The sequence below is a fragment of the Microbulbifer mixtoriginis (SeqCode) genome (genome assembly GCF_052468275.1).
The window spans coordinates 3749906-3775863 of sequence record NZ_CP174341.1; the positions used below are offsets into that span (position 1 = coordinate 3749906).

15 protein-coding genes, 1 tRNA gene and 3 pseudogenes are annotated in these 25958 nt (G+C 45.7%); 10 read left to right on the forward strand and 9 right to left on the reverse strand.

The genetic code is table 11. The features are described from left to right. Window positions 1-181: 181 nt before the first annotated feature. The 4 genes from ACJJIC_RS16445 to ACJJIC_RS16460 all read left to right on the forward strand — a co-directional run bounded on the left by ACJJIC_RS16445 (window position 182) and on the right by ACJJIC_RS16460 (window position 5438). Window positions 182-1207 (forward strand): nitrilase-related carbon-nitrogen hydrolase, encoded by a 1026-nt coding sequence (locus tag ACJJIC_RS16445; RefSeq protein ID WP_444939525.1) that lies wholly within the window; start codon window positions 182-184, stop codon window positions 1205-1207. Window positions 1208-1916: 709 nt separating this feature from the next. Beyond that, on the forward strand, window positions 1917-2516 hold the full coding sequence (locus tag ACJJIC_RS16450) for a DUF4360 domain-containing protein (RefSeq protein ID WP_252082183.1): 600 nt from the start codon (window positions 1917-1919) through the stop codon (window positions 2514-2516). A 322-nt stretch (window positions 2517-2838) separates the two neighbouring features. Beyond that, a complete protein-coding gene (locus tag ACJJIC_RS16455) occupies window positions 2839-4947 on the forward strand; it encodes a TonB-dependent receptor plug domain-containing protein (RefSeq protein WP_445357443.1) in 2109 nt (702 codons plus the stop codon). Further along, complete coding sequence (locus ACJJIC_RS16460) at window positions 4947-5438, forward strand: TlpA family protein disulfide reductase (RefSeq protein ID WP_444905198.1); 492 nt, start codon at window positions 4947-4949, stop codon at window positions 5436-5438. The genes ACJJIC_RS16455 and ACJJIC_RS16460 overlap by 1 nt, the downstream gene beginning before the upstream one ends. Here ACJJIC_RS16460 and ACJJIC_RS16465 read toward each other — a convergent pair. From ACJJIC_RS16465 to ACJJIC_RS16475, 3 genes and pseudogenes are all read right to left on the reverse strand, one after another. Then, a pseudogene (locus ACJJIC_RS16465) lies at window positions 5416-5747 on the reverse strand (IS30 family transposase); the annotation flags it as partial. The gene ACJJIC_RS16460 and the pseudogene ACJJIC_RS16465 sit on opposite strands and share 23 nt — an antisense overlap. Window positions 5748-5919: 172 nt before the next feature. Beyond that, window positions 5920-6768: a TolB-like translocation protein gene (locus ACJJIC_RS16470; RefSeq protein ID WP_445357444.1), complete on the reverse strand. Its 849-nt coding sequence runs from the start codon at window positions 6766-6768 to the stop codon at window positions 5920-5922. A gap of 478 nt (window positions 6769-7246) precedes the next feature. Beyond that, window positions 7247-7666 carry a DUF2267 domain-containing protein gene (locus tag ACJJIC_RS16475; RefSeq protein WP_445357445.1) on the reverse strand — a complete coding sequence of 140 codons (420 nt, stop codon included), beginning with the start codon at window positions 7664-7666 and terminating at the stop codon, window positions 7247-7249. Between the two features lie 233 nt (window positions 7667-7899). Between ACJJIC_RS16475 and ACJJIC_RS16480 the strand changes: the two genes are divergently transcribed. Beyond that, entirely contained in the window at window positions 7900-9297 is a 1398-nt protein-coding gene (locus ACJJIC_RS16480) for an amidase family protein (protein ID WP_445357446.1), read from the forward strand. A 40-nt stretch (window positions 9298-9337) separates the two neighbouring features. On the opposite strand, the gene ACJJIC_RS16485 is transcribed toward ACJJIC_RS16480, so the two are convergent. The 5 genes and pseudogenes from ACJJIC_RS16485 to ACJJIC_RS16505 all read right to left on the reverse strand — a co-directional run bounded on the left by ACJJIC_RS16485 (window position 9338) and on the right by ACJJIC_RS16505 (window position 14320). Further along, the gene (locus ACJJIC_RS16485) at window positions 9338-10474 is read right to left on the reverse strand and encodes a methyltransferase (RefSeq protein ID WP_445357447.1); all 1137 of its coding nucleotides are present in this window, start codon (window positions 10472-10474) and stop codon (window positions 9338-9340) included. Window positions 10475-10556: 82 nt separating this feature from the next. Next, a complete protein-coding gene (locus ACJJIC_RS16490; RefSeq protein WP_444909214.1) occupies window positions 10557-11150 on the reverse strand; it encodes a TetR/AcrR family transcriptional regulator in 594 nt (197 codons plus the stop codon). 821 nt (window positions 11151-11971) lie between these two features. Next, a pseudogene (locus tag ACJJIC_RS16495) lies at window positions 11972-13114 on the reverse strand (IS3 family transposase); the annotation flags it as partial. A gap of 42 nt (window positions 13115-13156) precedes the next feature. Beyond that, a pseudogene (locus ACJJIC_RS16500) lies at window positions 13157-14040 on the reverse strand (IS30 family transposase). Next, window positions 13970-14320: a transposase gene (locus tag ACJJIC_RS16505; protein ID WP_445357448.1), complete on the reverse strand. Its 351-nt coding sequence runs from the start codon at window positions 14318-14320 to the stop codon at window positions 13970-13972. The pseudogene ACJJIC_RS16500 and the gene ACJJIC_RS16505 overlap by 71 nt, the downstream one beginning before the upstream one ends. 343 nt (window positions 14321-14663) lie before the next feature. On the opposite strand from ACJJIC_RS16505, the gene ACJJIC_RS16510 reads away from it, so the two are divergent. From ACJJIC_RS16510 to ACJJIC_RS16530, 5 genes are all read left to right on the forward strand, one after another. Further along, window positions 14664-14740 (forward strand) — tRNA-Arg (locus ACJJIC_RS16510). A 213-nt stretch (window positions 14741-14953) separates the two neighbouring features. After that, the gene (locus ACJJIC_RS16515; RefSeq protein ID WP_445357449.1) at window positions 14954-16084 is read left to right on the forward strand and encodes a patatin-like phospholipase family protein; all 1131 of its coding nucleotides are present in this window, start codon (window positions 14954-14956) and stop codon (window positions 16082-16084) included. 1695 nt (window positions 16085-17779) lie between these two features. Continuing rightward, window positions 17780-23638: an RHS repeat-associated core domain-containing protein gene (locus tag ACJJIC_RS16520; protein WP_445357450.1), complete on the forward strand. Its 5859-nt coding sequence runs from the start codon at window positions 17780-17782 to the stop codon at window positions 23636-23638. Between the two features lie 310 nt (window positions 23639-23948). Then, on the forward strand, window positions 23949-24368 hold the full coding sequence (locus tag ACJJIC_RS16525) for a hypothetical protein (protein WP_445357451.1): 420 nt from the start codon (window positions 23949-23951) through the stop codon (window positions 24366-24368). A gap of 367 nt (window positions 24369-24735) precedes the next feature. After that, window positions 24736-25128, forward strand: coding sequence for a hypothetical protein (locus ACJJIC_RS16530; protein WP_445357452.1), 393 nt, complete (start codon window positions 24736-24738; stop codon window positions 25126-25128). A gap of 348 nt (window positions 25129-25476) precedes the next feature. Here ACJJIC_RS16530 and ACJJIC_RS16535 read toward each other — a convergent pair whose 3' ends face one another. After that, window positions 25477-25665, reverse strand: coding sequence for a hypothetical protein (locus tag ACJJIC_RS16535; RefSeq protein ID WP_445357453.1), 189 nt, complete (start codon window positions 25663-25665; stop codon window positions 25477-25479). Between the last annotated feature and the right edge of the window lie 293 nt (window positions 25666-25958).

Consider the following 25958-nt stretch of genomic DNA (forward strand, 5'->3'; position numbering starts at 1 on the left):
GATCAAACAAACTGATTTGTCACTGGCATTTATTCGCTTACAAATAAATTCGGACGTCCTTTTACTCAAACTAACAGACAATTAAAATAAACTAAAAAATCATCAAATTATAATTTTCTTCAAGTAACAATAGAGATTTTCTCTTCCAAGAGACCGCCAAATTTTCTCAAGGAGAAATAAAGTGCCGGCTATCAACCCTATTCCAGATGCGATGAGTGTAGTGCTTGTCCAATTTTCGCCTTACCCAGCCTCTGATTCAGAAGGCATCAAACAAAACATAAAGAGAATTGAAGCATATGTTGATCGTGCATCTTTATGTTTCCCGGGCGTGGATTTAATCATTTTTCCTGAATACAGCACTTACGGATTTGGCTTCCATCCATATGCTGAGCATTTAAAACTTGCTACAACCATACCGGGACCTGAAACAGAAGCTTTTGGGAAAATAGCTAAGCAATATGGTGTTTGGCTGTGTGTATCAATTGTCGAGCTTGCACCTGAGCCACATATGAAACCATATAACGCAATGGTCCTGATCAATGGTGATGGTGAGGTCGCTCTTTCCTATCGCAAAATGGTTCCATGGTGTCCTATGGAGCCCTGGAGTCCCGGGCCTGAAATGTCAGTTTGTAATGGTCCAAAAGGGTCGAAACTGGCCATTGCGATTTGCTCAGATTTTGACTACCCAGAAGTGGCACGTGAAGCAGCTTGGAAGGGTGCAAATGTAATTCTAAGACCTGCTAAATATATGTACCCATGGGATCATATTTGGGGGATTACAAATCAAGTGCGGGCTTATGAAAACCAAGCTTATGTAGTAGCGGTCAATCATACTGGAGAAGATAGTTCCTACTCTTATTTTGGTCGCTCAATGGCCTGCGATTATGATGGGAACATCATATGTTCTCTAGATGGCAGTGAAGGTATGACAAAAGTTGACCTTTATCCTCAACTAGCTGAAGAGGCTCGTGATAAGCGACTATCGAACAACTATCTTTATCAGATTAAACACCGCGGGTATACAGGAATGCCTCCTAAGGGGGCAACTCATAACCCTTTTACCATATATAGTGACTGGGATAAGATCCCTAAGCGATGGAACCGTGATCCAAGCAACGAAGCCGAGAAGATCGCGAATAGAGGAAGAAAAATTCTGGCTGAAGCTTCAAAGAAAGAAAACCTTAAATCACCAGATTCAGAGGAGTAGCAGTCTTTGCAGAGTTCTTTCTTAGAACTACCATATTTAATTCTGAAATAATTTGGTTACTTAACTCCCCCTTTAATCAAAGGGGGGATCTTACATCCATAAGATCAGCAACTTACTACTGAATTTTCATTGCGAAAGCGGCATCTGAATGATACTTCAGGCCGAAGCTAAATGATTCAGCGCTGCATTTAATTATTTTAATTACTACTTATAAACTATCCAGTATCGAGTATTTTATCTCATCATCATTAAAACCCTAAAAAATATCACTATCAAAAGGCCCACGTTATAAATCAACTCCCTCACAACAATCCTACAACCCATAATGGGCCATTAAATCATAAATCAAATAACATTAATGAACACCCTGTAGAAACACCATCCATGTAGATATTACAACACACTCACTCACACATCTTTTTCGCCCCCTATAATTAACCACACACAACCTCAGGTAACAACATCAATAACCCTACCGTATTAATAAATTATCGTTGAACTCAATCGTGACCCGGCTCACAAACATATTCAAAGCTAAACCACCACCAATGATTACGCCTGCAACCAATTGACATTGCAAATATGAATTTTGCAGTATGAGCCAACTAATTCATTGGGAGACGCCAGCAACAGAACGATTAATTGGGAATTAACACATAGAACTTACAAAGATTAACCGCTCACACTTTTCAAGGAATGGAGAGTATCAATGCTTAATAGAATTCTAGCACTCACACTTTGTTCAATCTTTTCTATCCCCACTTTGGCAAAAACTTTACTAATTGATGGTCAACAAATTGAGATTGGAGAAGTCGCCGTTAATGGTACAGGCTGCCCTGTAGGGTCAGTAACGGCTACGGCAACAGATGATAATAAAAATATCGCGATACTTTTCAGTAAATATAGCGCCGTAACAAATTCTTCAAATCCAATTGCTAGCTCTGATTGTAACTTGGCAATACCTTTAAGTGTAGAACCTGGGTTTTCAGTAGGCATATTAGATATTGATTGGCGGGGTACAGTATTTTCTGCCGATGGATCACTTATCAACTTCCATAGAGAATACTTTTTTTCTGGCAGTCAAGGCCCGAGCCATGACAATAACTGGAATAGCTCTGGCTTTGAGAACTTTGTCCTCAATGATCGCCCACCATTTGCCTACTATTCCGGGTGCGATGGCGAGGCCCTTATTGCGAGAGCAGATACCGTTGCAACAGTAATCGGTGCCGACAGCCTATTTTCTCTGCGTTCTGCCGATGTTGGAGCACAGTTGCTTTTAAATATCCAAATTATTCCTTGTGATGAATAATTAGAGTAATTGTATTCACTCCCCCCTTAATAAGGTGGGGAGTATTTATTAAAATAAAACTCTTGATTTGCATGGCAATATCTACTTCTTGCTTTCAATAATTGAGCAGCCAACCCAGTCAGCAGATCGAAATTCATACTGATGGCTTTATCTGATATTTCGACCATTTTTCAATTATTGAACAACGAGCTACCTGAACGGCACTAGTCATAGCCCCTCCCCCTCCAGTCCTCAAGACGCAAAAAACTACTACCTTTGCTCACTTGCGCCGCAAATGCGAATCATTACCATATGAGATGAATTCACTTCTGGGGAATCACCCATGCTTCGCAAAAGCTTGATTGCCATCGCCCTCTCCTCAGCAATCCCTGCCTCTTTTGCCAATGACGCGCCTTCCGGACAAAACGCTGTAATGGAGGAGACCCTAGTGATAGGTGTCCGCCAGCGATTGTATGAACGCGGCGCCCTTTTGGACGCCATACAGAAGACTGAAGTCGTAGACGAGAGCCTGATCAAGTCCCAACAAGCGGTAAACCTGACGGATGCCATTGAGAAATCCCCCGGGGTACGGGTTTCCAATGAGTGTTCTATGTGTGGCGTCAAGCGGGTAATGCTGAATGGTATGCGTGGGGAGCACTCCACCATCCTCACCGACGGCGTTCCCTTACACACGATGATGGCTGGCTACTACGCGGTAGATGCACTGGCCACCACCGGCATCTCACGTATCGAAGTAGCCCGCGGTGCTGGCGCATCACTGCTGGCACCCGAAGCAATCGGCGGAACCATCAATGTGATTTCCAAGGAGATAGAAGAAACTGGCGTCAATATAAATGCCTCCATGGAGGACAACGACAGTTATTTTCTTGGCTTGATGGCAGGCTATCTGAGCGATGATGAACGTACCCGCACATCGCTGGTCATCCAGGATGACAAACATCACCAGATGGACAACGATGGTAACGGCGTCAGCGAAGCGCCGTTACAGGAAAATACCAGTTACGTGGTGCGTCTCTCGCAAGACCTGGGTGAACGGGACAACCTTATCCTGCGCACAGCCTACACCGACTCCAATATTTTTGGCGGCCCTCAGGGAAACAGTATTGGTTCGGTTTTACACGGACACGATGGTGTGGAATCTGATCATTTATTTATCGACGACGATGTGCGACAGCGATATATCGGTAAACCCTGGGAAACCACTGAGTGGATCGCCACCACCCGCAGTGAAATTTCCGGTAGCTGGCTACACGAATTTAACGAGTCCTATAACGCTTTGCTAACAGTTGCCTGGTCTGAGCATAAACAGGACTCCTTTTATGAGGGGTTCGACTACAGCGCTACCGACACGCTCAATTACTTCGACCTGCGCAACAACCTGATCCTGAACGACCAGCATATGCTGACGTTTGGTGTCGACCTTCGCGATGAATCCATGCGCTCCGACTCTGCTGCAGGAGAGGAAAGCGACAACTACATTGAAGATAGTTTCAATTACCAAACTACCGGCCTTTATCTGCAGGATACCTGGACAGTCTCACCAGAACTTGAGGTGGCACTAGCCATACGCCTGGATAATGCCAAGGCCGATTTCGTCGCCGAGCAAAAACCCGGTACCGAGATCGATGAAACAGTGGTAGCCCCGCGTATAGACTTGCGCTATCTGCACGATGATCAATGGACCTCCCGCGTAGCGATGGGGCGAGGCTACCGAGCCCCCCTCTCCTTTTTCGAAACGGATCACGGCATCCTGGATGCCGGAGATGGCTTTGCCATCGACATTGAAAGTCTGGAGAAGTCTCTATCTGCAACTTATGCGCTGAGCTTCGAAGGGGAGCGCCTTAACAGTACCCTGTCATTGGCATTTACCGAGGTAGATAACCTCGCCGCATTAAGTGAAACCGAGGACGGGGTACCGCTGCTTACCCAAATGCAGGAAAGTGCCTCTGTAGGCGCTGCCGACATTACTCTCAATTATGCGCTGAACGATAATCTATCTATTGGCGGCACTCTGGAGACCTACGACTACGATGATGTTTTCCGGGAATCCTTTGCCATTGCCCCAGTGGAGCAACGTGCGCTATTCAATCTGGATTACAAAGCCGATTACTGGATGCTATACGCCAGCGCCACCTGGATCGGATCTCGTGACCTGGCTGAATTTGGCTACGAAGGCTTTAACCAGCTGGGCGATTCCACACTTAAGAGCACAAACGCAGACGCCTATTGGACACTGGATATGAAATTGACCTTTGATGTGAGTGAAAACCTCAGTCTGTACCTGGGCGGCAACAATCTCACGGATTACACCCAGGTCGAGGAAGGGGAAACCCCTCTGTTCTGGGATGCCAGTGGTGCCTATGACGTAGCCTATATCTATGGTCCCCTGCGCGGCCGTGAATTCTACCTGGGCTTCGACTGGAACCTGTAATGCGAGCCTGGCTCTTACTCCTCACACTTCTGTTCGCGCCAACTGGCGCGACTGAAGTTCCCACTTCCCTATTCGATTTTGAATTGCGCAGCCTTGCCGGGCCTGAGCGTATCAACTTGCAGCACTTCAAAGACAAGCCAAGCCTGATGGTACTGGTAGAACCCGACTGCCCCTGGTGCTTTCGTCAGGTTCGAGCACTCAACCGGCTTACACACAAGTGTTCACAACAGTTCCAGCCACTTGCCCTGGGTATTAACGGATCGCGCAAAGCACTATTGGCTGAGTATCGAAAATTGCGCCCGGAATTTCCCATGTTCCAGGCGAATCGAAAACTCCAACAAGTGCTGGGTGAAACTCCCGGCACTCCCTTCAGTTTTCTAATAGCACCCAATGGCAAGCCACTGCGCCGGCTCAGGGGTTATATTCCTGATGAGCAACTGCAGCCAATCCTGGAACAAAGCTTTGGTTTTACCTGTAGTAATACTTCTTGATTTCAATTAATAACTGCAATTCCTTATGCTGTAGTAGATCATCTTGCTGTTCCTTAAATAACTCATTCGGTGACCTGTCACCCCGGCTCTCTCTAGGTTTACTATTCAGACGATCCATTACAAATTGAACCTACTCGTCTGTTATTTTATTTAAGTCGGCATCCTTTGGGAAATACTGTCGAATGAGGCCGTTAGTGTTTTCGTTAATCCCCACCATGATGAATATAGGTGGGCAAAATATATATCGACCTCTAAATCTTCTGTAATCCTTTCATAATCAGAGAATTCAAGACCATTGTCGAATGGTAATTAATTAGCCTTGTCCGCACTAAGAAAGTCAATTAAGTTTGCAGCCAAATTAAAATCAATCTTCATTCGACTTGCGTAGTTAAATGGCCGGATACTTTACCTCTAGAAATAGATAGCTCTCGCAGAAGATTTATTATCTTTGAACGTCACTCCAGATTTAATACTATAGAATTTATTTGGGCCTAAGAGTCTCTATATACTGTGCATCTACCCACATTATTTCAAAATTCGGGGGGGTACAACGACGACAGTAGAAAAGATATTTTCCATCTGGTGTTACATACCCACCACCATCTTCCCCCTCTGTATTGATTTTATCACCAAAGTTAATAGCTTCACCCCATGAGCCATCCTGCTGGCGAAAGCTAATATACATATCGCTATCACCATATCCGCCCTCTCTTTCACTATCCCAGATGATGTAAGACTCATCAGGGGCAATAAAGGGGTGAGCAGTCCACTTGCCCGTGTTTATCTGTTGGCCAAAAGGCTTTGGCGTTTCACGCTTACCATCTAACAGTCGTGAATAGCGAAGAATACCATCGCCATTTTGACCTACCTCATCAAATACAAAGGTTCCTTTCGCAGAAGCAGTAAGGCGCATAATACGAATGTCTTCAAATTGTGAACCAAGACTTTTAAGCTCTGACCAACCATTAGCGGTACGCTCTCTATATTGATTTCTAGCATACATCGTTTGACCATCCGGTGAGATGGAGCCGCCCCAGGCCACTTTAGACTCATGCCATCGATTGTTCTCAAGCTTAAATACAACTTTCGAGGATTTGCCACTTTGGTGATATCTTCTTGTAACGTAGTACTCTTTCATATCGGGCGTGAAGTAACCGCCCCAGTCACGATACTCTTTCGAAGGCTTAGGGGCGAACAGTTGTGGAGTCAGCCCAGGTGGCTTCTGTCCAAGGTAAGGGCCTTCAAGCACTACAGGGGTATCCTTGCTATAGCTGGTACCACTTAGAGTTAGCAGGGAAAGTAAAATGGCTGAAGTAGAACGATGCCTCATGACTTATCCTTATTTGATCAAGGGGTAACTGGCAATCACTGTAATCAACTTGGCTATATAGCGCCTGACGTCCTTGTGAATTTTGCCTGATTCTTATTCTGATGGCGGCAATCAGCTCACTACATGTATAAAATATATACAAATACCACCCTCTTAGGCAGGCTTTCAGTTATGGGCAGTGGTAAGCTCTAGAAGCAATAACAATACGGATCAACCTCCATAGACTCCTCAACTGTTTCCAATCCACCATTCTCCCAGTTTCAGGATTTCTATACTTTTTACTTTGTGGCCAGCCTCTACTTTAGCGATTTCTTCCTCGTAAAATTTACTCTACTATTTTGTGTCCTTCTGGCAATTGCATCGCCTTATCCAGTAGTCATATCCTCTGAGTGCAATAAAAATCCATACCCCCCACCTAACCGTAAAGCGGGCTCAATGTGTATAGACTTTCCCACCCTCCTTATGGGCATCTACCCGCTTAGGGTCGCCAAAATTCAAAGGCCCCATCCGGAAGCTTTAAAAGCAACTCATCAAATACCTCTTCATCCACATGTTTCCGTAAAGCTTTAGCAACATCTTTAATTGCTGTAACTGTTGAAAAATTGTGCTCTCCTCGTAATAACCGCACCTCCCTGGTCATTTCCTCAACACTATCAAAGTCTTTCTTTTCTTCGTTAACATCCCAGTCGGCCACAAACAAAGATCTCAGGCAAACGGGTAAGACATTGGAAAACGCAATAGCATCGGATGTAGAAATTCGACGGCGGAACACATGAAAAACGCCCTGTGTCATTGTATAGGTAACATGCGTACTCCAAAGCCCAGCTATATCTCGAGCATCAACTAAATATTCAAAAAATTTTTCAGATGCTTTCTCATATTCCAATGGCACAGTCATAATTAGTTTTACTAATCCTGATTAATATTAATTACGATTAACACCTTATATCAAACACTACTGAAGTAGCGTGATTGATGTATTCTATACTTATAATAATCTGATGTTTTTTCCTAACGATTAATCATGTATGGCAACCAAACACGCTGCCTATCATAATTCATAACCTTAAGTGTGCAGGATTATGACTGACATGTACTAAGATTGATTCAAATTTTCATAAAAACCAAACCATGACAACGTCTATACGCCAGCTCTCTGAAATGGTCCGCAAAAGGAAGATCACAGCGACATCCTTAATTGAAGAGGCCTGCGATAATGCGGTGGCCCACTCAGATCTGGATGCTTTTATCTGCCTGGATAGGCAAGGCGCATTACAGAAAGCACAGCGCATTGATAACGAGCTGAAAGAAAGCAGCAATAACTGGCATCTTGCTGGCATCCCTATCGTTGTCAAAGACAATATCAATGTGAGAGGTTTTCAAACGACTGCGGGCACACCTGGTATGAACTTCCAGGCCAAGACTTCTGCCCCAATAATTGAGAGTCTAGAGAAGGCCGGAGCTATCGTCATTGGCAAAACGAATTTGCACGAACTCGCCTTCGGCGTAACCTCGAATAACGCCGCCTATGGTGCCGTCAGGAATCCTTGGGATAAATCCTGCTTTCCAGGTGGTTCATCCGGGGGAACAGCAGTAGCCATTGCCGCCGGGATCGTATCTGCAGGCCTGGGCACAGATACCGCCGGTTCAATCAGGCTGCCAGCAGCCCTCACGGGAATTGTGGGCTTTCGACCATCCACTGGCTGCCTGAGTACCGAGGGAATAGTGCCCTCTGTACCAGCGTTTGATACCCCTGGCCCCATGGCCGCCAATGTAGAGGATACCGCTTATCTGTTTGAGATATTAACCGGGTCTGCCCTACCCCAGGCAAAGCCACTTAATCAGCTGCGCCTTGGGCTTGCCCACCCGTTATTTGATAATCTCTCACCAGGTGTATACCAAGCTTTTAAAGCTGCGTTACATTCCCTTAGCTCCGCGGGAACCACCCTAATAGAAATCGATTTATCCTCGTTAGTGAGCGCAGTACTTGATGTTGGGTTTCCTATCGGATTTCATCAAATGAAAACCGCTATGACCCAATTTCTGGCGAGCTACCAGCCTAATACCCAACTGGCTGAGTTGGTTGCAATGATCAAAAGTAATGATGTAAAGGCTGTCTATCAGGAGTCAGTACTCGGCCCCAAGGCACCATCAAATGCCGAGTATCAAACCGCTTTAAAGAAGATGCCTGGAGTACGCGACAATTACCTAAAAATCATCCAGCAGCACCAACTAGATGCGATTGTATTCCCTACAGCACCGATCGAAGCTCAATCTATTAGTACTTCATCAAACCAACTTGAACTAAACGGAAAAATACTTCCAACTCTGGACACACTCATACACAACAATGCCACAGCAGCAGTCACCGGTGCTCCCGGAATAAGTATTCCTATTGGGCGAGGCAATAATGGCTTACCGGTAGGTGTGGAACTGGATGGAGTGCCCGGCGCCGACTTAACACTTCTCGCCATAGCAAAGGAAATTGAGCTTCAGATACCGCCACTAGTGTCGAATGGTCTGAAGTGAAACTTCAAACCCCATTAGAGATGCCTCAATGACTGGCAGCTCACTTTAACCCTTCTCTTTTCTTTAAAACCATCACTTTAGCGAAAGACCGAACGCTGACAGTCTCAACCAAGTAGAAAGGGCTCTGAGCAAATAACTTATTCCATTCACTGACCGTGCGTTCACGCCCTTTTGTTCCCATTAGCATCTGCATATCCATTGCCGCTAAATTGAGATCTGCCCCTTTCTCTGGCAGTACAGCATCAACAATCGCTAAAGTAGTATTACGTTCACCCATCGCCCGATGAATATTCATTAAAAGCTCTTTAGCCCTGGAATCATTCAGCAAGTGAAAAATAGCCACACACAAATAGATGTCCTTATCACTTACTGCATCTGGAAGTGGGTCATTTAGGATATCAGTAGGATAAAAATCCAATCGTTTCTTAACATCATCACCGAGGTGACTATCCCAATACTCTCGCGCAGTCGATTCTACATTACTCCTATCAACAACAACTGCAGTCAGGTGTTTGTACGAAGAAAGGATACTGGCACTTTTACTACCTTTTGCGCCACCCAAATCAATAATTCGATCAAAATTCTTCCAGTTAAAGTCTTGCAGGTATTGTAAACCGGTAAGATGATCAACAGTATCCATTGCATCCGAAAATAGGTCACTAACCTTCGGGTGATCATTCATATAATCAAACATCTCCTTTTTATACACACCTTCAAAAGGCACGCTGCCCTCTTTGATATGCCTCTCAAAGTTGGAAAACCATGGCCTACTAAATTCAGGTGAATTATGCATCAGGATCATATTTTTTACGCTGTTGTCGGCGTTAGTACGAAGCGCTCTTGAATTTCTATTATGCGAAAAACATTTTGGTTCCTCTTCTTTAAAAATCCCCATTGCGCATAACATTCTCATCAATCGATAGAGGTACTGCTTATCGGCTTTGCAGGCATCCGCCAAGTTATCTATCGAAATGGCTTTATCTTCAATATGATCTGCAACATTAAGACAGGCAACAGCATATAAACAGCGAGATTGCCAAAATAAAGATCCTATTTGCATCAAACGAAAGGGAGCCGGGATCAGGCGATTTGGGATATTACACAAACTATAAACCGCATTAGAAACCCTCTGAAAGACCCAATTAGAGACCCTATTCTTTTGCATAGACCTGGGCATAAGAACTCCTCAGAATAAAATGTCTGATAAAAATATCCAATAAAATAAACATCTCTGTTATTACAAACAGAGACTTGAAAGGTTACATATTTTGTAAACCGACCTTTAGGATTCGGCCATTAAAATCGGCAAGCTGCTTTAAAAACTCAGGCCCCATTTCCTGGCCCATTTGCTCCTCAAGAACTGGCTTGGCCAGCATGGGCAACATGGCAAGACTGACAAACGCAATCCTGAGCAAATCATATTCAGTGCCAGCGTCCGAAGGTTCAGCGCCCTGAATTTCCGCCAATCTCCTGGTCCCCCGTTGGCGCCCCCGCTCTAAGAGTTGGCGAATAACATTCTTTCCTGGCCCCTCGTTAAGCGCCATAACTTTCAAGATTAGGGCTGGAAACTTGGGATTCTCCTGCATTGTGGCATAGTAGAGGTCGAAGAAGTCACCAAAATCCCAGTCGCCATCTAGGCTCAGCTGCTCAACAGCATTAATCAGGGGGAGTAAGGTTTGACGAATCATATCTTCGTATAAGCCATCCTTACTGCCGAAGTAATACCGAATCATTGATACCGCCACTCCCGCCTTGGCAGCAATCTGGCGAGTAGTTACCCGGTGATACTCATCGTTCAAAAAGCACTCTCGTGCCGCTTCTATCAACCGATTGGCAACATCTGACTCCTGCATATTCCTTACCATCCTCGATTTGTAATGCAATGGAGGCTAACAGGGTATAGCGCCACCTTCCATAATGACTATTGTTCAATATAAGGGGTTTGTACGAACACTAGTTTTTTTCTAATGTTATAACAATATTAGCAGCCTGCCCCAAGGTAGGCTTTTAAATAGGTATGGAGCTTCCCTTTAATAAAGCTGGTCAGACATATACTCCCTATATCTTCCAGATATTTTTGGCCAGATAAAGATTCTCCAGCGAAGGCCCGTAAATTTGATGATATTATTTTAAATTCACTTTAAAATTTAACTTATGCTAGACTCATAGATAATTTTTAAGCATCAAGTACAGATTTTTTTACAGTTCACTAGCGATTTTTAGCTCAATAACGAATGAATCCGTTCCTGACTGTAAAACTAAATGTTTTTAACAATATGGCTAGCTGCTTCGATTGGATCTCAAAATTTTTCTAACGAATTAGCTTAGCTTTCATCATATAGAAAAATAATTCGACTTCAGCATTATCTAAGTGGCACCCCTTTCGACTTAAGCTCCTTGCGAACCGACATTTCTTCAGGGCTTCTCTAAATTCATCTGTGCTATATTCGCTCCCTGATCCGAGTGGGGCAAACAACCTGCTAGGGCCGCTACCGAATTATGGTATTAATCTAGATACATTTATTAACTTTGTATCACATTTTTTTGAAAACACAGTACCACAACTATACAGATCAATGTCGGACTACTGGTGCTTGTATGATTATTCTCTTCCGATTCTTATGCTGAAATCCCTTTTCTCTAACGAGCAAATAGAGACCTACTGGCCAATTCTTCAAAGAGTACTAACCGAGTCTAAAGGAAGACTTGAACTAGAGTTTGTTTTTGCCGTAGGCAAAGCGGGATTACCTATTGTTATTTGCAATCCTTGTAAGATACTAAATTTTGCCAAATCAGCTGGATGCCTTACCAAAACAGATAAACTAGATGCAATCCATATCGCATATTTTGGTAAAGCAATGAAGTCAGAGAAACTTAGAAATATCAGTGAATTATTAATTGCCAGAAACCAGTACTTAAGATGAGGACTGTGACCTACATTGGTCTTTCCCACAAAAGTAGACACTCTAGCTATATATTTACGCTCATACTCTGCTGGACTTACATAGCCCAATGCAGAGTGCCTACGAACCCTATTGTAGAAAATCTCAATGTATTCAAACACCTCAGATTTTTCTTGCTCTTCGCTTTCGAATGTTCCGGCATAGACCAGCTCGACTTTTAGCCTGCTAAAGAATGATTCCATTGCCGCATTATCCCAACAGTTAGCCTGGCGACTCATACTCGGCTTGCACTTGCTTTCGGACAAGAGATCTTGGTATTTCTGTGATAGATATTGTACACCCCTGCCAGAGTGAACTATTAGTCCAGGCTTTATTGGTCGTCGCTCTAGGGCCATTTTCAATGCTCGACGTGTCAATTCATCGGTCATCTGGGAGTCAAATGCCCAACCTACAATACGACGAGAGTACAGATCCATAACTACCGCGAGGTATAACCACCGCTCCGGAACCCAGATATACGTAATGTCCCTGGTCCAGCGGCAATTTGGTCGACCCACATCAAAGCAACGCTTAAGTAAGTTGGCAGAGACGTTAATGCTCCCCTCTACGGGCTGACTATATCGAAAGCCTTTGCCGTTTCTCGCTTTAATATGCTTCTGATGCATAAGCTTAGCGACGTAGTTCCGTGAGCATGGCTCACCTAACTCTCGAAGCTCGCAAGCGATTCTAGGCGCTCCATAACGACCTTTAAACGTAGTAAACGTCTCTCGGATTTTCTCGATTGTTCGTATCTTTCTAATCGTGCATAGAGCTGGCAACCGTCCTAGCCACCGATAATAATCCGATCTTGAGACCTCTAAACACCGACACATAAAGCTAACCGGGAATGACCCTACATACTCTTGTATCAGTACGTGCTTTACTCTTGGTGGTTCTCAAAGTACGCAGCTGTAGGTTCAACCTGTCAAGGCAACACCCTGTTTAATAACCTGCTTTGGTGTTGCAAAGTTCAGTGTTTTTCTTGGCCTGCTATTAAGCTCGTTAGCAACTTGATTGAGTTTCCTCTGAGTATGCTGAGCCAAGCATGTCTTTTTTGGAAAGTACTGACGGATTAAGCTGTTGGTATTCTCATTCGTTCCCCTTTGCCAGGGGCTCTGAGGATCGCAGAAGAAGACAGGGACACCTGTCTTTTCCGTAAATTCAGCGTGCTTCGCCAGCTCCATTCCTCGGTCCCACGTCAGTGATTGGCAAAGCTCTTTTGGCAGTTTTTTAAACTTAGCAACAAGCGCCTGCTTCACAGAATTCGCATCTTTCCCTTTCAACTTAAGAATGATCGTATACCGCGATTTTCAATCAACAAGCGTGGCAATATGAGTGTTGTTTGAACCTGACACTAAGTCACCCTCCCAATGACCTAAAACACATCGTTCTTGTATCTCCTGAGGATGCTCCCTTATCGATGTACCGTTGACGATGTTGATAGTAGCGCGCTCGGCTTTACGTGAATGTTGTTTGCGTCTACTGCTTTATAGTATCGTCGCCCCCGATTTCTCTGAATCTCACGCGAGATTGTGGATGGATTCCGATTCAAGGAGCGAGCGATTGCTCGAATACTTTGTTTTGCAGAAAGACCTGCACGTATTTCCTCGCGTTCGGCTAATGTGAGCTGTTGAGGAGATGGCTTTCTGTGTATTGGTTTAATTCCGCCAGTATCTCTCAAAACAGTAAAAATGGTTCCTGGCTTAGAATCTATGGCATTGGCAATTTCACTAAAGCCAATGCCCTTTTTCCAAGCGTCGAAAATCCACTCTTTTTCTTCTGCTGTAAATATGCGCTTCATTCAATGATCCCCCGATAGGCCATATTCCTACAGGGGTGTTGCACTGATCAATTGAATCTACAGCTGCCTTTTTTAGAAACTCAACCTCCTGACGAGCTTCATGCAGCTCCTTCTTGAGCTTGTGAACTTCAGCGCTTTTCTGTTTGGAATAGTCGACGCCGTCTAAACTATTGAACTGCTCATCAGACAATCGATTAAATTGACGACACGAATTGTAGATCTGCTGTGCGCTGACACCTAACTCCCGCGCCACAGAAGCCGTTGTTGCTCCAAGAATCATCAAGATCATGCTACGGTATAAGGAATCTGATCCAGAACCCCAAGCTTCTCTCCGAGATTAAACACTAAATACGCATGGCAAGAATAAAACTACCAGCGTGATTCTATCCAACAACAACGGACACGCCACTAAGCGGCTAACGATCCCTCAAACAGCTCAAGGCTACTAATGTATTGATGCCAAGAATGCCATAGCTAAACCACCCCGCTTCTTGATCAACCGGAGTAGGAACTAACCACTACTCTCCTTTGCATGATGGTCAATATTTAACCTCAATTACTCTTTTTCATAAAAGTACTTGACGCCCTATGGAGAAGTCTTTATTGTGCGCACCCTCAACGACGCGCTCGTAGCTCAGCTGGATAGAGTACCTGGCTACGAACCAGGCGGTCGGAGGTTCGAATCCTCCCGAGCGCGCCATTTCAAAAGGGCTTGCATCTCCGGATGCAAGCCCTTTTTTTATTTCTTCAGTAGATAGATTCACAAGTAGTGATTTCAGGCATACGACCATACACTTCTCATTAGCCTAAGGTAATCTCGGCTTCGGACCGGCAGCATTCATTAAATCTTTAAGTAAGAGTGGCCTGCAGTCTTATGCTTAAGCGTGCGATTTTAGTCCTGCTCTGTATCCTTTTGATTTATATTGTTGCCGCTTACGTCTACAACAAGCACTTTACTCAGTCTGCCACCTTCAAAAGCTCCCCCTCCGAGCCCGAACGATCTGAAAGCCTGGATTACCTCAAAGAAAAAGACACCATCAAAATCTTGATTGTAGATGGCGGCGGTGTCCGGGGGCTCATCCCCTTATATGTGCTCAACTATATCGAAAACAAACTAAACAAACCTATTAGCGAAGTTTTTGATGTTTATAGTGGTGTATCCAGCGGTGCTATTGTAGCCAGCGGCATCAACATCCCTGAAAAATTTATTCCCAAAAACTACACCGGGCATGATTCAGCCACAGAGTACTTGATACAACTCTATAAAGAAGAAAGTGACTATCTATTTTCCTCACCCTGGTATCACGATCTATTGACAGGCTGGGGACTTTTTTCCCCCTCTTTCATGGGGGAACGGCTCCACCGTGTACTGGAAAACCACTATACAAAGTCGCTTTCTTTTACAGACTTAAATAACTTTGTTCTTATTCCTGCACTGGACATTCACAATGGTGAAATACACCTTTTCAAAAATCGTGGGGATGCAATCAAACAATTACCTACCGACAGCTTATACCAACTTATCACGGCAGCAGTCAGTGCCGAGACCGCCTTTCCCCCGGTAGTCTTCAAAACACCAGAGCAAACCAGAGTGCACCGTTACTTTGCTGATGCAGGTCTAGCCATGAATAACCCCACCAGTCTGGTGCTACTTGATATCCTTAAAGAGTTCCCAAATAAAAACTACTACGTTCTCATATTGGGGGCAGGTTCACCACCATTGGCCAGTAGCGAGGTAGATTATAGCGAGCTAAAAAACTGGGGGCGCATTCGCTGGATACGAGATGCTTTTTCTAATATCCAGAGATATATGGACCTTCAACAATTATACGCTCTTGATCTCGCCCAACATTTCTCCGATAGCGACCGCCTGGAATACGATTATCTCAATATCGAAATTGCTGATCCATTCGTCGATATCTTTGACTACGATTCCCTACACCATTTAAAAATTTATGCCGACCGCTTGATTGAAGAAAATCAACAGGACATACAAAGAATTATCGACCGGCTCAGCCAGCCAGATGGAACATCTTCTCAATAGAAGCGCATGACAAGTTCGAATATTTGAGCATCTATGTTTTCTCTGATTACTAAATATCTTCTCCTGCCCTTAACTTTCGATAGTTCACCTGCATTTTTTATGCCCTGAAGATCACCTAGTTACTCAGAAAAACCGTATAGAATACGATTAGCTCGATGATGATATTACCTGTCCTTTTGTTGACCTCCTCAACTATCAACACCATAGCCCCTTGAGATGTCACACTGATAGACTTATTGGACAGATAAAGATAACCCTAGGTCACATTGTGAAGTTTGTAGGCAAGACACCCTGACAAACCCAACTCTTCCGGCTCCACAAGATCAACACTATTTGATTGGCTCGCTTTACCATGCAGGAGCAGTTTTCCAGGCAACACCTACTAGTGCAGATTGACAATAAAGCATCATTCCAAACATTAAAGCATCATACTTTTACAGCAATCTAAGCTATGCCGAATGAAATAGGCGTAGCTTGGATGCTTTAAATGAACAAACGCTATTCCTTCTTAAACCCCCACCCGATGAAATCAGGAACTCCTAGAGCCTGCCATTCTAAAAAGGATTCAAAAGACAAGCCTGGGTAGCCTTTCTTTCTCTGGGCTTCCTATTTTTCTCAAAGTCTCTCTCTAAAACTCAGAAAACACCCTTTAACAGAAAGAGCCAAGTGCAAACTCAGCCAGCCAAATAGCGTTACCCTACTGCTGTTTTTTTAGCTGTTTCTTCGGCCAGCTCCGGCATGCCAACCAAAAATTTAAAGATGTTGGGTTTTAGAAATCAGTAATGCCCTGGCCGCTTTTATGAGATAAAGGCTGAGCACATTGAATGAGGAACTGTAGGGGTGTTCCAGCATACCATCTTATGGCAGGTAATAAATTTCCATCGATGCCTTTTCCTACCTCTTTAATATTTGCGATAAAGCAGCAGTATTCCCTAAATTTACCTTAAATAAAATACATGAATGTCAGCTAAGTCAGCTGGTTGGCACATTAATACTCTGCCCAAAAAAAACTGTGATAGGATCTCCAAACTTTTTTTCTCGAAGAGTAAGTTTCTAATGTACTCCTTCCGCATTCTATTGCTGATATTGGCCTGTCTACTTAGTGGCCAAGCTTTTGCAACGATCAGTATTTCTTCTACCACAAGTAGTACAGGAAAATACACGGTCACTTACTCCTACCCCTTGCCGCCCTCTGATTGGATGAGCCATCTTTCATCCCTAAAAGTAGTAGAGCTAAAAAATGGAACGGTTAATAGAACCTTTAGTGGTTTAAGTACTACCAATCCTTCTGGCAGCCTTTCAATTTCTGTGAGTTCAACAGCGCAATATACTTATCAATTAAAAGCGATGGTTTCTGAATGTATTAATATTCAGGATACCAGGCCGATTTCTTGTGGACGCTGGACTTTCCCGAAAGAGACTGATGCTGGGTCGGCTGTTATAAATGTCGTATTTAAACCCAATACGCCTTCATCGCTAACGTTTTCTTGGGTAGAAAGCAGAGTAGAAAGCGGATATATTGATACTACTGGAATATATAGAATCCATTGGGGGGCTCCCAATGGAGGGCATACAGTCTCTGGCTATCAGTGGTGTCAGGAAACTAATGGTAGCTGGCAATCTGATAATAGCTGCCCGAAAAAAGAAAGTGAGACAAACCTTGGCGAAGTTTTTCCCACTTCAAGAACGGGTACTATGCCAAGAGGTAAGTATCGATATCGAGTGCGCGCCTACGCTAAGGTCGGCAGTTATTACCAATACAGCGGCTGGCGTACCTCTCCCACACTCTATGTTAAGCATTATCCAGTCCAGGTTAGTGGCTGGCAGGAGCCGGGTGGCAGTACGCTACCTGGGCCCAGTTTCCAACTTAAGTGGAATTCTGTTGCAGATCCTGACGACTCTGATCCGGTAATTAACTATGACCTGGAATGGAATGTAAACGGCAGTGGCTTTAGCGATGTTTTTACCACTAAGCCCACCTCTACATTAGTCACTATCAGCAAGGCCACAACAGGCAAAGATATTACCGCGGGAGACTATGAATTCCGGGTTAGGGCTTGTAACAGTTCCGGCTGCGGCCCCTGGTCCACAACAAAACGATTAGTTCCCCCCACACCGCCAGAGCCTGAGTTTTCAGATAATCACCCTACGCAGTTTTTTAAACTGGACCAAAACATCACCTGGAAAGATGTTGGGGCGAATGTCTATAAACTGGAACGCATGCGCAAGGGTGAGAGTGGCTGGACCACTGTGGTCGCCAACACCGCAGGCACAAGCTATTTCGATGGCGGCAGTGAACCTGGCACTTACCAATATAAGCTGACCGCCTGTATTGATTTTGCGGATAATTGTGCTTCGGTACTAAGCCCCTGGATCAAAGTGCATAGTCTGGCCAATACAGACGAAGCTCCAGCGGTCACCACCGAGCAAGCAACTACACCGGGCACCCTGCCATATAGTGCCGATGTCAGTGCCACCGGTAATGCCATTATTAATGTCCCCCTGCAGCCGGCGCCTGGCGTCAATGGCTTGCAGCCCAATTTATCCCTGCATTACACCAGTGCGCGTTTCCAGAAGCGTATGACCCAAGCCCTGCCGGAAGATACCCTCGGCTATGGTTGGCGATTGGGCGGATTGAGCAGTATTCGCCGCTGTGTGGTGAATAGGCCCAACAGCGATAGAGTTCAACTGACAGACGCGGATTCACTGTGTTTGAATGGTGAGCCTTTAGTATTGGCCTCTGGTACTCACTGGCAGGCGGGCGCCCAGTATCGCACCTTGCGCGATAGCTTCCGTCTGATTGAGTTACAGAAAAATAGTGCCGGTAAGATCTGGTTCAAAGTCAAAACCCCCAGTGGCTCAATCAATGAATATGGAGCAACGGCGGATAGTCGCCTGCGAGGGGAAGATACCCCGCACTTTGCCTGGAGTTTGAATAAAGTTACCGATGCCTTCGGCAATACGATGGCCTACAAATACCATCGCGATCTTATCGAGGGTATTAACTATCCCCTGGAAATCACTTACGGCAACCAGGGCGATGCAAAAATAGAATTCCAGTACGGTACCCGTACCGATGCCCCACCCATGCCGCTGCAGGAAATCCAGCAGGAACAGCTGGTGTTACTACACCATATCCGCGTGCACTTGGATGGCAAACTGCAGCGGGAATACAAGCTGATCTCCGAGGAGGAGCCCGCCGATCGCCAGCAGGCCCATTACCGCCGCCTCAAGCAGGTACAGCTGTGTGCTTATGATGAAAATGGTACCGGTCGTCAGTGCCTGAAGCCGCTGGAATTTACCTGGAAGTTTACCGACTCTGCTAACCCGGATGACTTTGAAACCGGCATCGAAACGGTTACCAATGGCCTCGGCGCCCAAACCAAATTTACGCTGGAACGTATCTCCGATAACCCTGGCGAAGAGGAAAAGGGCCGCTTCAGCGAGGAAGTTTTTGGCCCAAATATTTCTATTCCCGATACTAGCTCAGTGCGGGCCTCAAATGGCGATTACCGCACCGTAGTGACCAAGGTGGAACGCTCCAACGGCTACAGCCTAGGCTGGCATACTACCCATTACACTTATCAGGGTGTCGGACTAGCCAGTGAGAAAGGCTGGGGCTTCCTCGGCTATCACGCCCAGCGCATCTGGGACCCGCAAGCCAAAATTGTTACCTATCGCCAGTTCCGTCAGGACTTCCCTTACTTTGGCAAGGTGGCGCGGCAGGTTCAGTATTTTGACAATTATGAGTTTGGCGAACTGCTCACTAACCAGCGCTTTAGTTACGATGCCCTTGAGCTCAGTGCCGGTGATAGTAAAACCTACTACCCCTATATGGCGCAAAGCTTGGACACCCAGTTGGAGGGGGGGCAAATACTCGGCTATGTAGTCAGCGACAACGCGCCCCAGGCTATTTCTTATGGCGACGCGGGCGATCTGTTAAGCGGTAGTGTAAGTACCAGCCGTGTAATGAAAACTGCCCAGATCAACGACTCCCAGAGTGTTTGGGGTGAGGTGTTGCCGGCCAATAATTATGGCGATATTCAACGCAGTGTGGAGAGCACCACGCTGCTGGAAAACCGCATCAGCGGCAATTGGCTGGTTGGTTTCCCCAGTGCCCAGGAACAGCGCCACTTTAGTGGCGATACCAATGGCAGCCCAGATCAACAGTCCCGTAGCGCCATGACCCCTTATGGCAATACGAATAAGGTGCACACGGCAACCCAATATCCCGGTGATGCCAAGTACCAGATGGTGGTCACTTATGATTACGATGCCTATGGCAATGTGACCAGTGAAAACGTCACCGGTAAGGTGGATGCCACAATTAATGGCTCTAGCAGCCAAACGCGCAGCACCCAGGTGAACGGCGCCTTCTCCGATCGGCGTTATCCTACCAGCCTGAGTAATGTCTTGGGTCACACCATTACCATGGACTACGACCGCCGCTTTGGCAGCATCACTCAGGTGACCGATGCGAATCTCCAGTCCAGCAGTATCCAGTACGATCCCTTCGGTCGCGAGGTTAGCAGCACCAATGCCGATGGAGTGGCATTCAACACCCAGTACAACTTCTGTTTCGCTAATTGCCCCGTTGTTGACAGTATCGAAGTGCCTTACTCGGTACAGACCAGCTCGGCAATTACTCCCACCTCGGAATACTATTACGACCAACTGGGCCGCCTGGTACAGCAGGATGTAGAGGATTTCTTCGGTAACAACGTCTCCCGCCGCGAATATAAGTACGACCCTCTCGGGCGGCTTAATATGGAGACGGCCCCCTTCTTTGCCCAAGGTAACGCAGCGGTCGATGGTTACAAACCGACTACCAATTACGAATATGACTTGCGTAACCGCCTCGACTATATAGAGAAAGCCGGTGGCGGCACGATGGATATTGATTACAGCGTAGCGACGGGCAACAGTGGCAAGCAAGTCAAAGTCCGCGTAACGGAATCGGTAGTGGGGGGGAGTGGTAACAGCACCCAGGTGCAGGAGAGCTACTACGACCTCAATGGCGACCTGGCGCGCACGATCGATGACGCCACCGGCGAAGCGGTAACGACCGACTACACCTACTACGGCAGTGGCCTGCCGAAAACCGTGTTGGTTAACGGCGGTAGCCGCAATATCGAATCCAGTTTTGTCTTCGACTACGCCGGCTTCCGCACCAGCATGACCGATGCCAATTTGGGCACCGTCTCCAGCAGTTACAACGCCTTTGGTGAGCTGCAGCGGCAGACCGATAACAAAGGTCAAAGCATTACTTATCTGTACGACCAGCTGGGCCGCATGCTGGAGCAGCAAGATGCCCAGGGCCTGGCCCAATGGCAATACGATGCCGCGAATGCAAAGGGCGGCCTGCACAGCCGTAGTTACACAGAAAACGGATCACAGGTATTTTTTGAAGAGTACATCTACCGCTCCGACAGCAAGCTGGACACTATCCGCACTCAGTTACTAGCCGGTGGTGCCAGCCGTAATTACCAACATCAGTACGGCTACGACAGTTACGGGCGCACCAACAAAGTGGTTTACCCCAACAGCGTTGAAGCCCATTATCGCTATAACGCGCGCGGCTATATGCAGAGTCTCAGCAGCGATGCAGCCGGCAACAATCCCCTGCAAACCTTTGACAGCATCAACGCCTGGGGCCAGGTAGAACAGGAGAGCTACGGCAACGGCCTGATCACCAATCGCACTTACGACCCAGATACCGGGCGCCTGCAAACCATCAAAACCGGTGGCGGTCAGGTACAAAACAACGAGTACCGCTGGCGCTCCAACGGCACCCTGCAAAGTCGCCTCACCTACAATGCCTCCCAGGCACTGCAGAAGCAGGAAGACTTTAGCTACGGCGGCCTCAATCGTCTGCGCCACGCCACTATGAAGGTCGGTGGCGACCGCGTGCTCAGCACCCAGTACGACAAGCTCGGCAATATCCTCGCCAAGACCTCCAGTGTCAGCAACGACACCCAGGTCAGCGGCTACCAGTACGGCGAGTTCGGCAATGCCGGTCCCAACGCGGTCAGCAGTGTCACCATTAACGGCGTCTCCCACAGCCTGCACTACGATGCCAACGGCGCTATTGAACGCTATGACGCCGCCAGCGGCGATGACAAATGGATCAGTTGGAACGCACGGCAACTGCCCACAGAAATTGTGCTGGGCAGCAGCCAAAGCGATAGCACACCGACCGCCAGAGACCGCTTCCACTATGGACCGGATGGCCAGCGCTTCTATCGCGAAAGCAGCTGGATGGAAGATGGCCAGCTCAAAACTGAGAAAGCCTTTATTGTGGGCAGCTATGAGGAGCAGATCCCCGCAGATGCTAGCATTCTCACCATTGAAAAAACCGCACTGGCCGGCAGCGTACAGCATGTCGCCATTACGGATCTCACCGGCACCAGCGGCGAATACCAGTATCTGCACCGGGATCACCTGGGCTCCATCGAGAAAATCACCGATGAAGCCGGCCTGGAGATCTTAAATCTCGCCTTTAACCCGGACGGCAGCCGCCGCCAGGGGGACTGGACTGGAGACCTAAACCAGCAGCAACTACAGGAACTGCTGGCAGTACAGGGCCTTACCACCAAGCGCGGCTACACCGGCCACGAGCACCTGGACAGAACCGGCCTGATCCATATGAATGGGCGTATCTACGACCCCACCTTGGGTCGCTTCCTCAGTCCGGACCCAATTGTGCAGTCACCGACCTATAGCCAGAGCTGGAACCGCTATAGCTATGTGTTCAACAACCCATTGAGCTTTACCGATCCTAGCGGATTCTCTGCTAAGGAAAAAGAAGATGAGACTAAACCGATAGACCAAGGCCAGACGCCTGAAGGGGGGGGAGGTTCGGAACCTCAAGTAGAGAGTGAAGTAGAAAGAACTGGAGAGCAGGGACCTACACCAGGAGGAACACGGATTGGTGGTGGCGCCTTCAAGAAAACTACGATGGGGGCGATTGGAGTGATGTCTGGTAGTAACCCCTCTAAAACGTTGAGTTTGGGTAGTATTGGTTCTCGTATTAAAAATAAGAAAGGGGATGAATTTAATTGTGGGGAGGATGGTGATTGTGTTTCGGTTACGGCAGATTTTGAAACTGAACGAGTGATTAGCTTTTGTTCAGATTTTATGTGTAGTTATCGAGATATTATTGTAGGAGGGACATTTAGAATAAATATCGGAAAGCTTAATGAGGTGCAAGCAATAAACCTATCTAATGCGAATACATTCTGGCGTGGAGCAAAAGTATTGGGGGCATCTGCCCTGATTATGGGAGGGGCAGCCATGCTCCCGGAGGTTGGTGCTTCGGTGGGAGCTTTAAAATTTGGAAACATAATGGCTGGTTTTCCTGGGGCGATGGCGACGGGAATCGCAGGTCTTAACGCCGGGCCAGGTTTTCAATTTATGTCTGGAGATGTTATTAATCAAACAGTAGATTTTCAGACTACTACTTTGCTGGGGAATGAAGATGGAGTTCTTATTACTCGCACTATTAATATTACTAGAGGTGATACAACTTACACCTTTACAAAGAAAAATCATTAGATACTAAGTTAAATGATGCTTATAATATTTATAATCTTTTATACTGTAACTTGGTTTTTGACGAAGAAGTTATTACAGTTCCGGCGCGATCTTATTAGATGTTTTTATTTTGTATTTGTCGGTATTTTACTCTGGAACCTTTATTCATTATTCCAATATGGTATGTTGAGTACTGCAAAATTTGATTTGTCGATTTTTACTATGATCAGGCTGTATATGTATGCTGCAATGTTTGCTATGGGATCTGTTTTTGTCACAGAAAGGCTAAAGAGACCATAGTGCACAAAAGAATAAAGAAATTTCATTGCTAGTGGATTATAAAAAAGTTGAAACTGGCTGTTCTGATTTCAGGTGTAGTTATAAGGAAGTTGCAGTTGGGTGGACTTTTACACAGGCCCCTTACAAACTTTCTTGGCAAGAAGCTCGAGCAATTAATGATTCGAATAGAACTATTTATGGCGCAAAACTATTCTTAGCTGGTTTAATTAGCTCAGAAGTAGGAGCTGTCCTTCTAGGAGCAAGAGTTGGAAGCATTTTAGGCGCAGGATATGGAATAGCAGGCTTCACAACTGGCCCGAGTTTTAGCTTTGATGGTGGAGATATTATTACTACTACAGTGGAAGTCAGAGCGGCTTCTCTGATGTTAAATGATGATGCCGTTCGAATTACAAGAACTATCAATGTGATTAGAGGCAAAGAAAACTTCTCTTTTGTAAATAAAAATTTTTAAAGGTAAAGTTGTGATTCTTATAGTAGTGTTTTTGCTTTTCTATATTGCTATTTGGTTTTTGGTGAAAAGTCTGCTAAGCATAAAGATCAATATGCTTAAATATTTATATGTGGTTTTTATATGTGTAGTGTTATGGAATTTTTATGTCTTATATGAGTACGGTATGTTGTCTGTAGAAGAGTTCGATTTTTCTGCGGGGAAAATGTTCCAGCTATTTATGTTCGCGGCAATGTTTTCGATGTGTCCTGTACTTGCGATCGGAAGGGAAGATCGATCAAAAAAATAAACGACGAAATTTTTAAAGTTTGCACAAAAGGGAATTACCGTAACTCAAAATAGTGGACTGGAAATACCTTGGCATTACAGGTTGGGTGCTCAACTGCCGGTTCCTTCTCAAGAGTTTGTTGATTTTGTTGCTGGTTTCGGTGATTCGCTCTCATTCAATCTCACAAAGCATTACAGAAATTGGCGTGGTATAGGTAGGGTGGATACAAATTCAGATAGCTATGGTTATGGTAATACAAGTGGGAAGGTGTTTGGGTTGGCCAATGCCGGGCGTGCCGGATTCCAGGTTTATAAAGGTTTAAATAAAGCAAAAAGCTGGAGGTCTAATAGTAAAACAGCTAGAAGAACCCGAGCTAGGAGAATTGCCGCAGCTGGAACTTACAGGCCGAGTGTGGGAGATGCTACGTTAACGTTGATTGGTGGGTCTGGCGTGGATTCATATGTATCACTGATAACAATTAACACTGGAGATTGAAGCCTTGAGAATCAAACCCCGGCCTGGCCTTTTCCTTTGGACATTTATTTGCGTTTTTCTAGTTTTTTGGCTTGGGTTTGATCTTTGGTCGGGTATTCATCTGAAAGAAATACAAGATTTAAGAACTGGAAACAAGCTGCTTTTAGATGATCGTCCAATTTGGTTTTGGATTGTATTTACCCTGAAATCTTTGGCTATAATGGCGTGTCTTTATTTTTTGTATGGTGTAGGTCAAATATTTAGTTTGATATTCAAGAGGAGGATAAGGAAAAGGGCAAAATAAAGTAGCAGAGCCTGTTCTCGTACCCCCGCAAAAGCCCCGCTGGTGACCCCGGCGGGGCTTTTTATTTAACTGATCTGCCGCTTGGTATCCCAACGCCGGGATTGATACTTAATAATCATCCCGTCCAGCAACTCCTTAACAATCTCTTTCTCTTCCGTTGGTAGTTGGCTGATAGCTTCAAATTGCAGCCTTAGCTGCTCATCCGGTCCGCGCTCGTCTTCTTCGAATACCAGTGAGTCAATGGTGATACTCATGGCGACAGCAATCTTCTTTAACGCCTCCAGGGTTTGTTGGGATTCATATTTTATTCCAATACGGGATACCGGTTTTTTTGCAGAAGTTATTGTCGACGAAAGAAGCTTAATATTCGAAGCCCCAATTAAGAGCTGGGGCTTCTTTGTATGCAGCAGGCTTTAAATGCAGCAGGGAATCAGGTACCTGATCGAAGCCATCGAAGAATCGGCACCACCGCTCTAGCCAAACACTAAGAGGGGCAAACGCCCCTCAGCGTTCAGGCGTTGGAGCGCCTGCGCGGCTAAACAGAAGG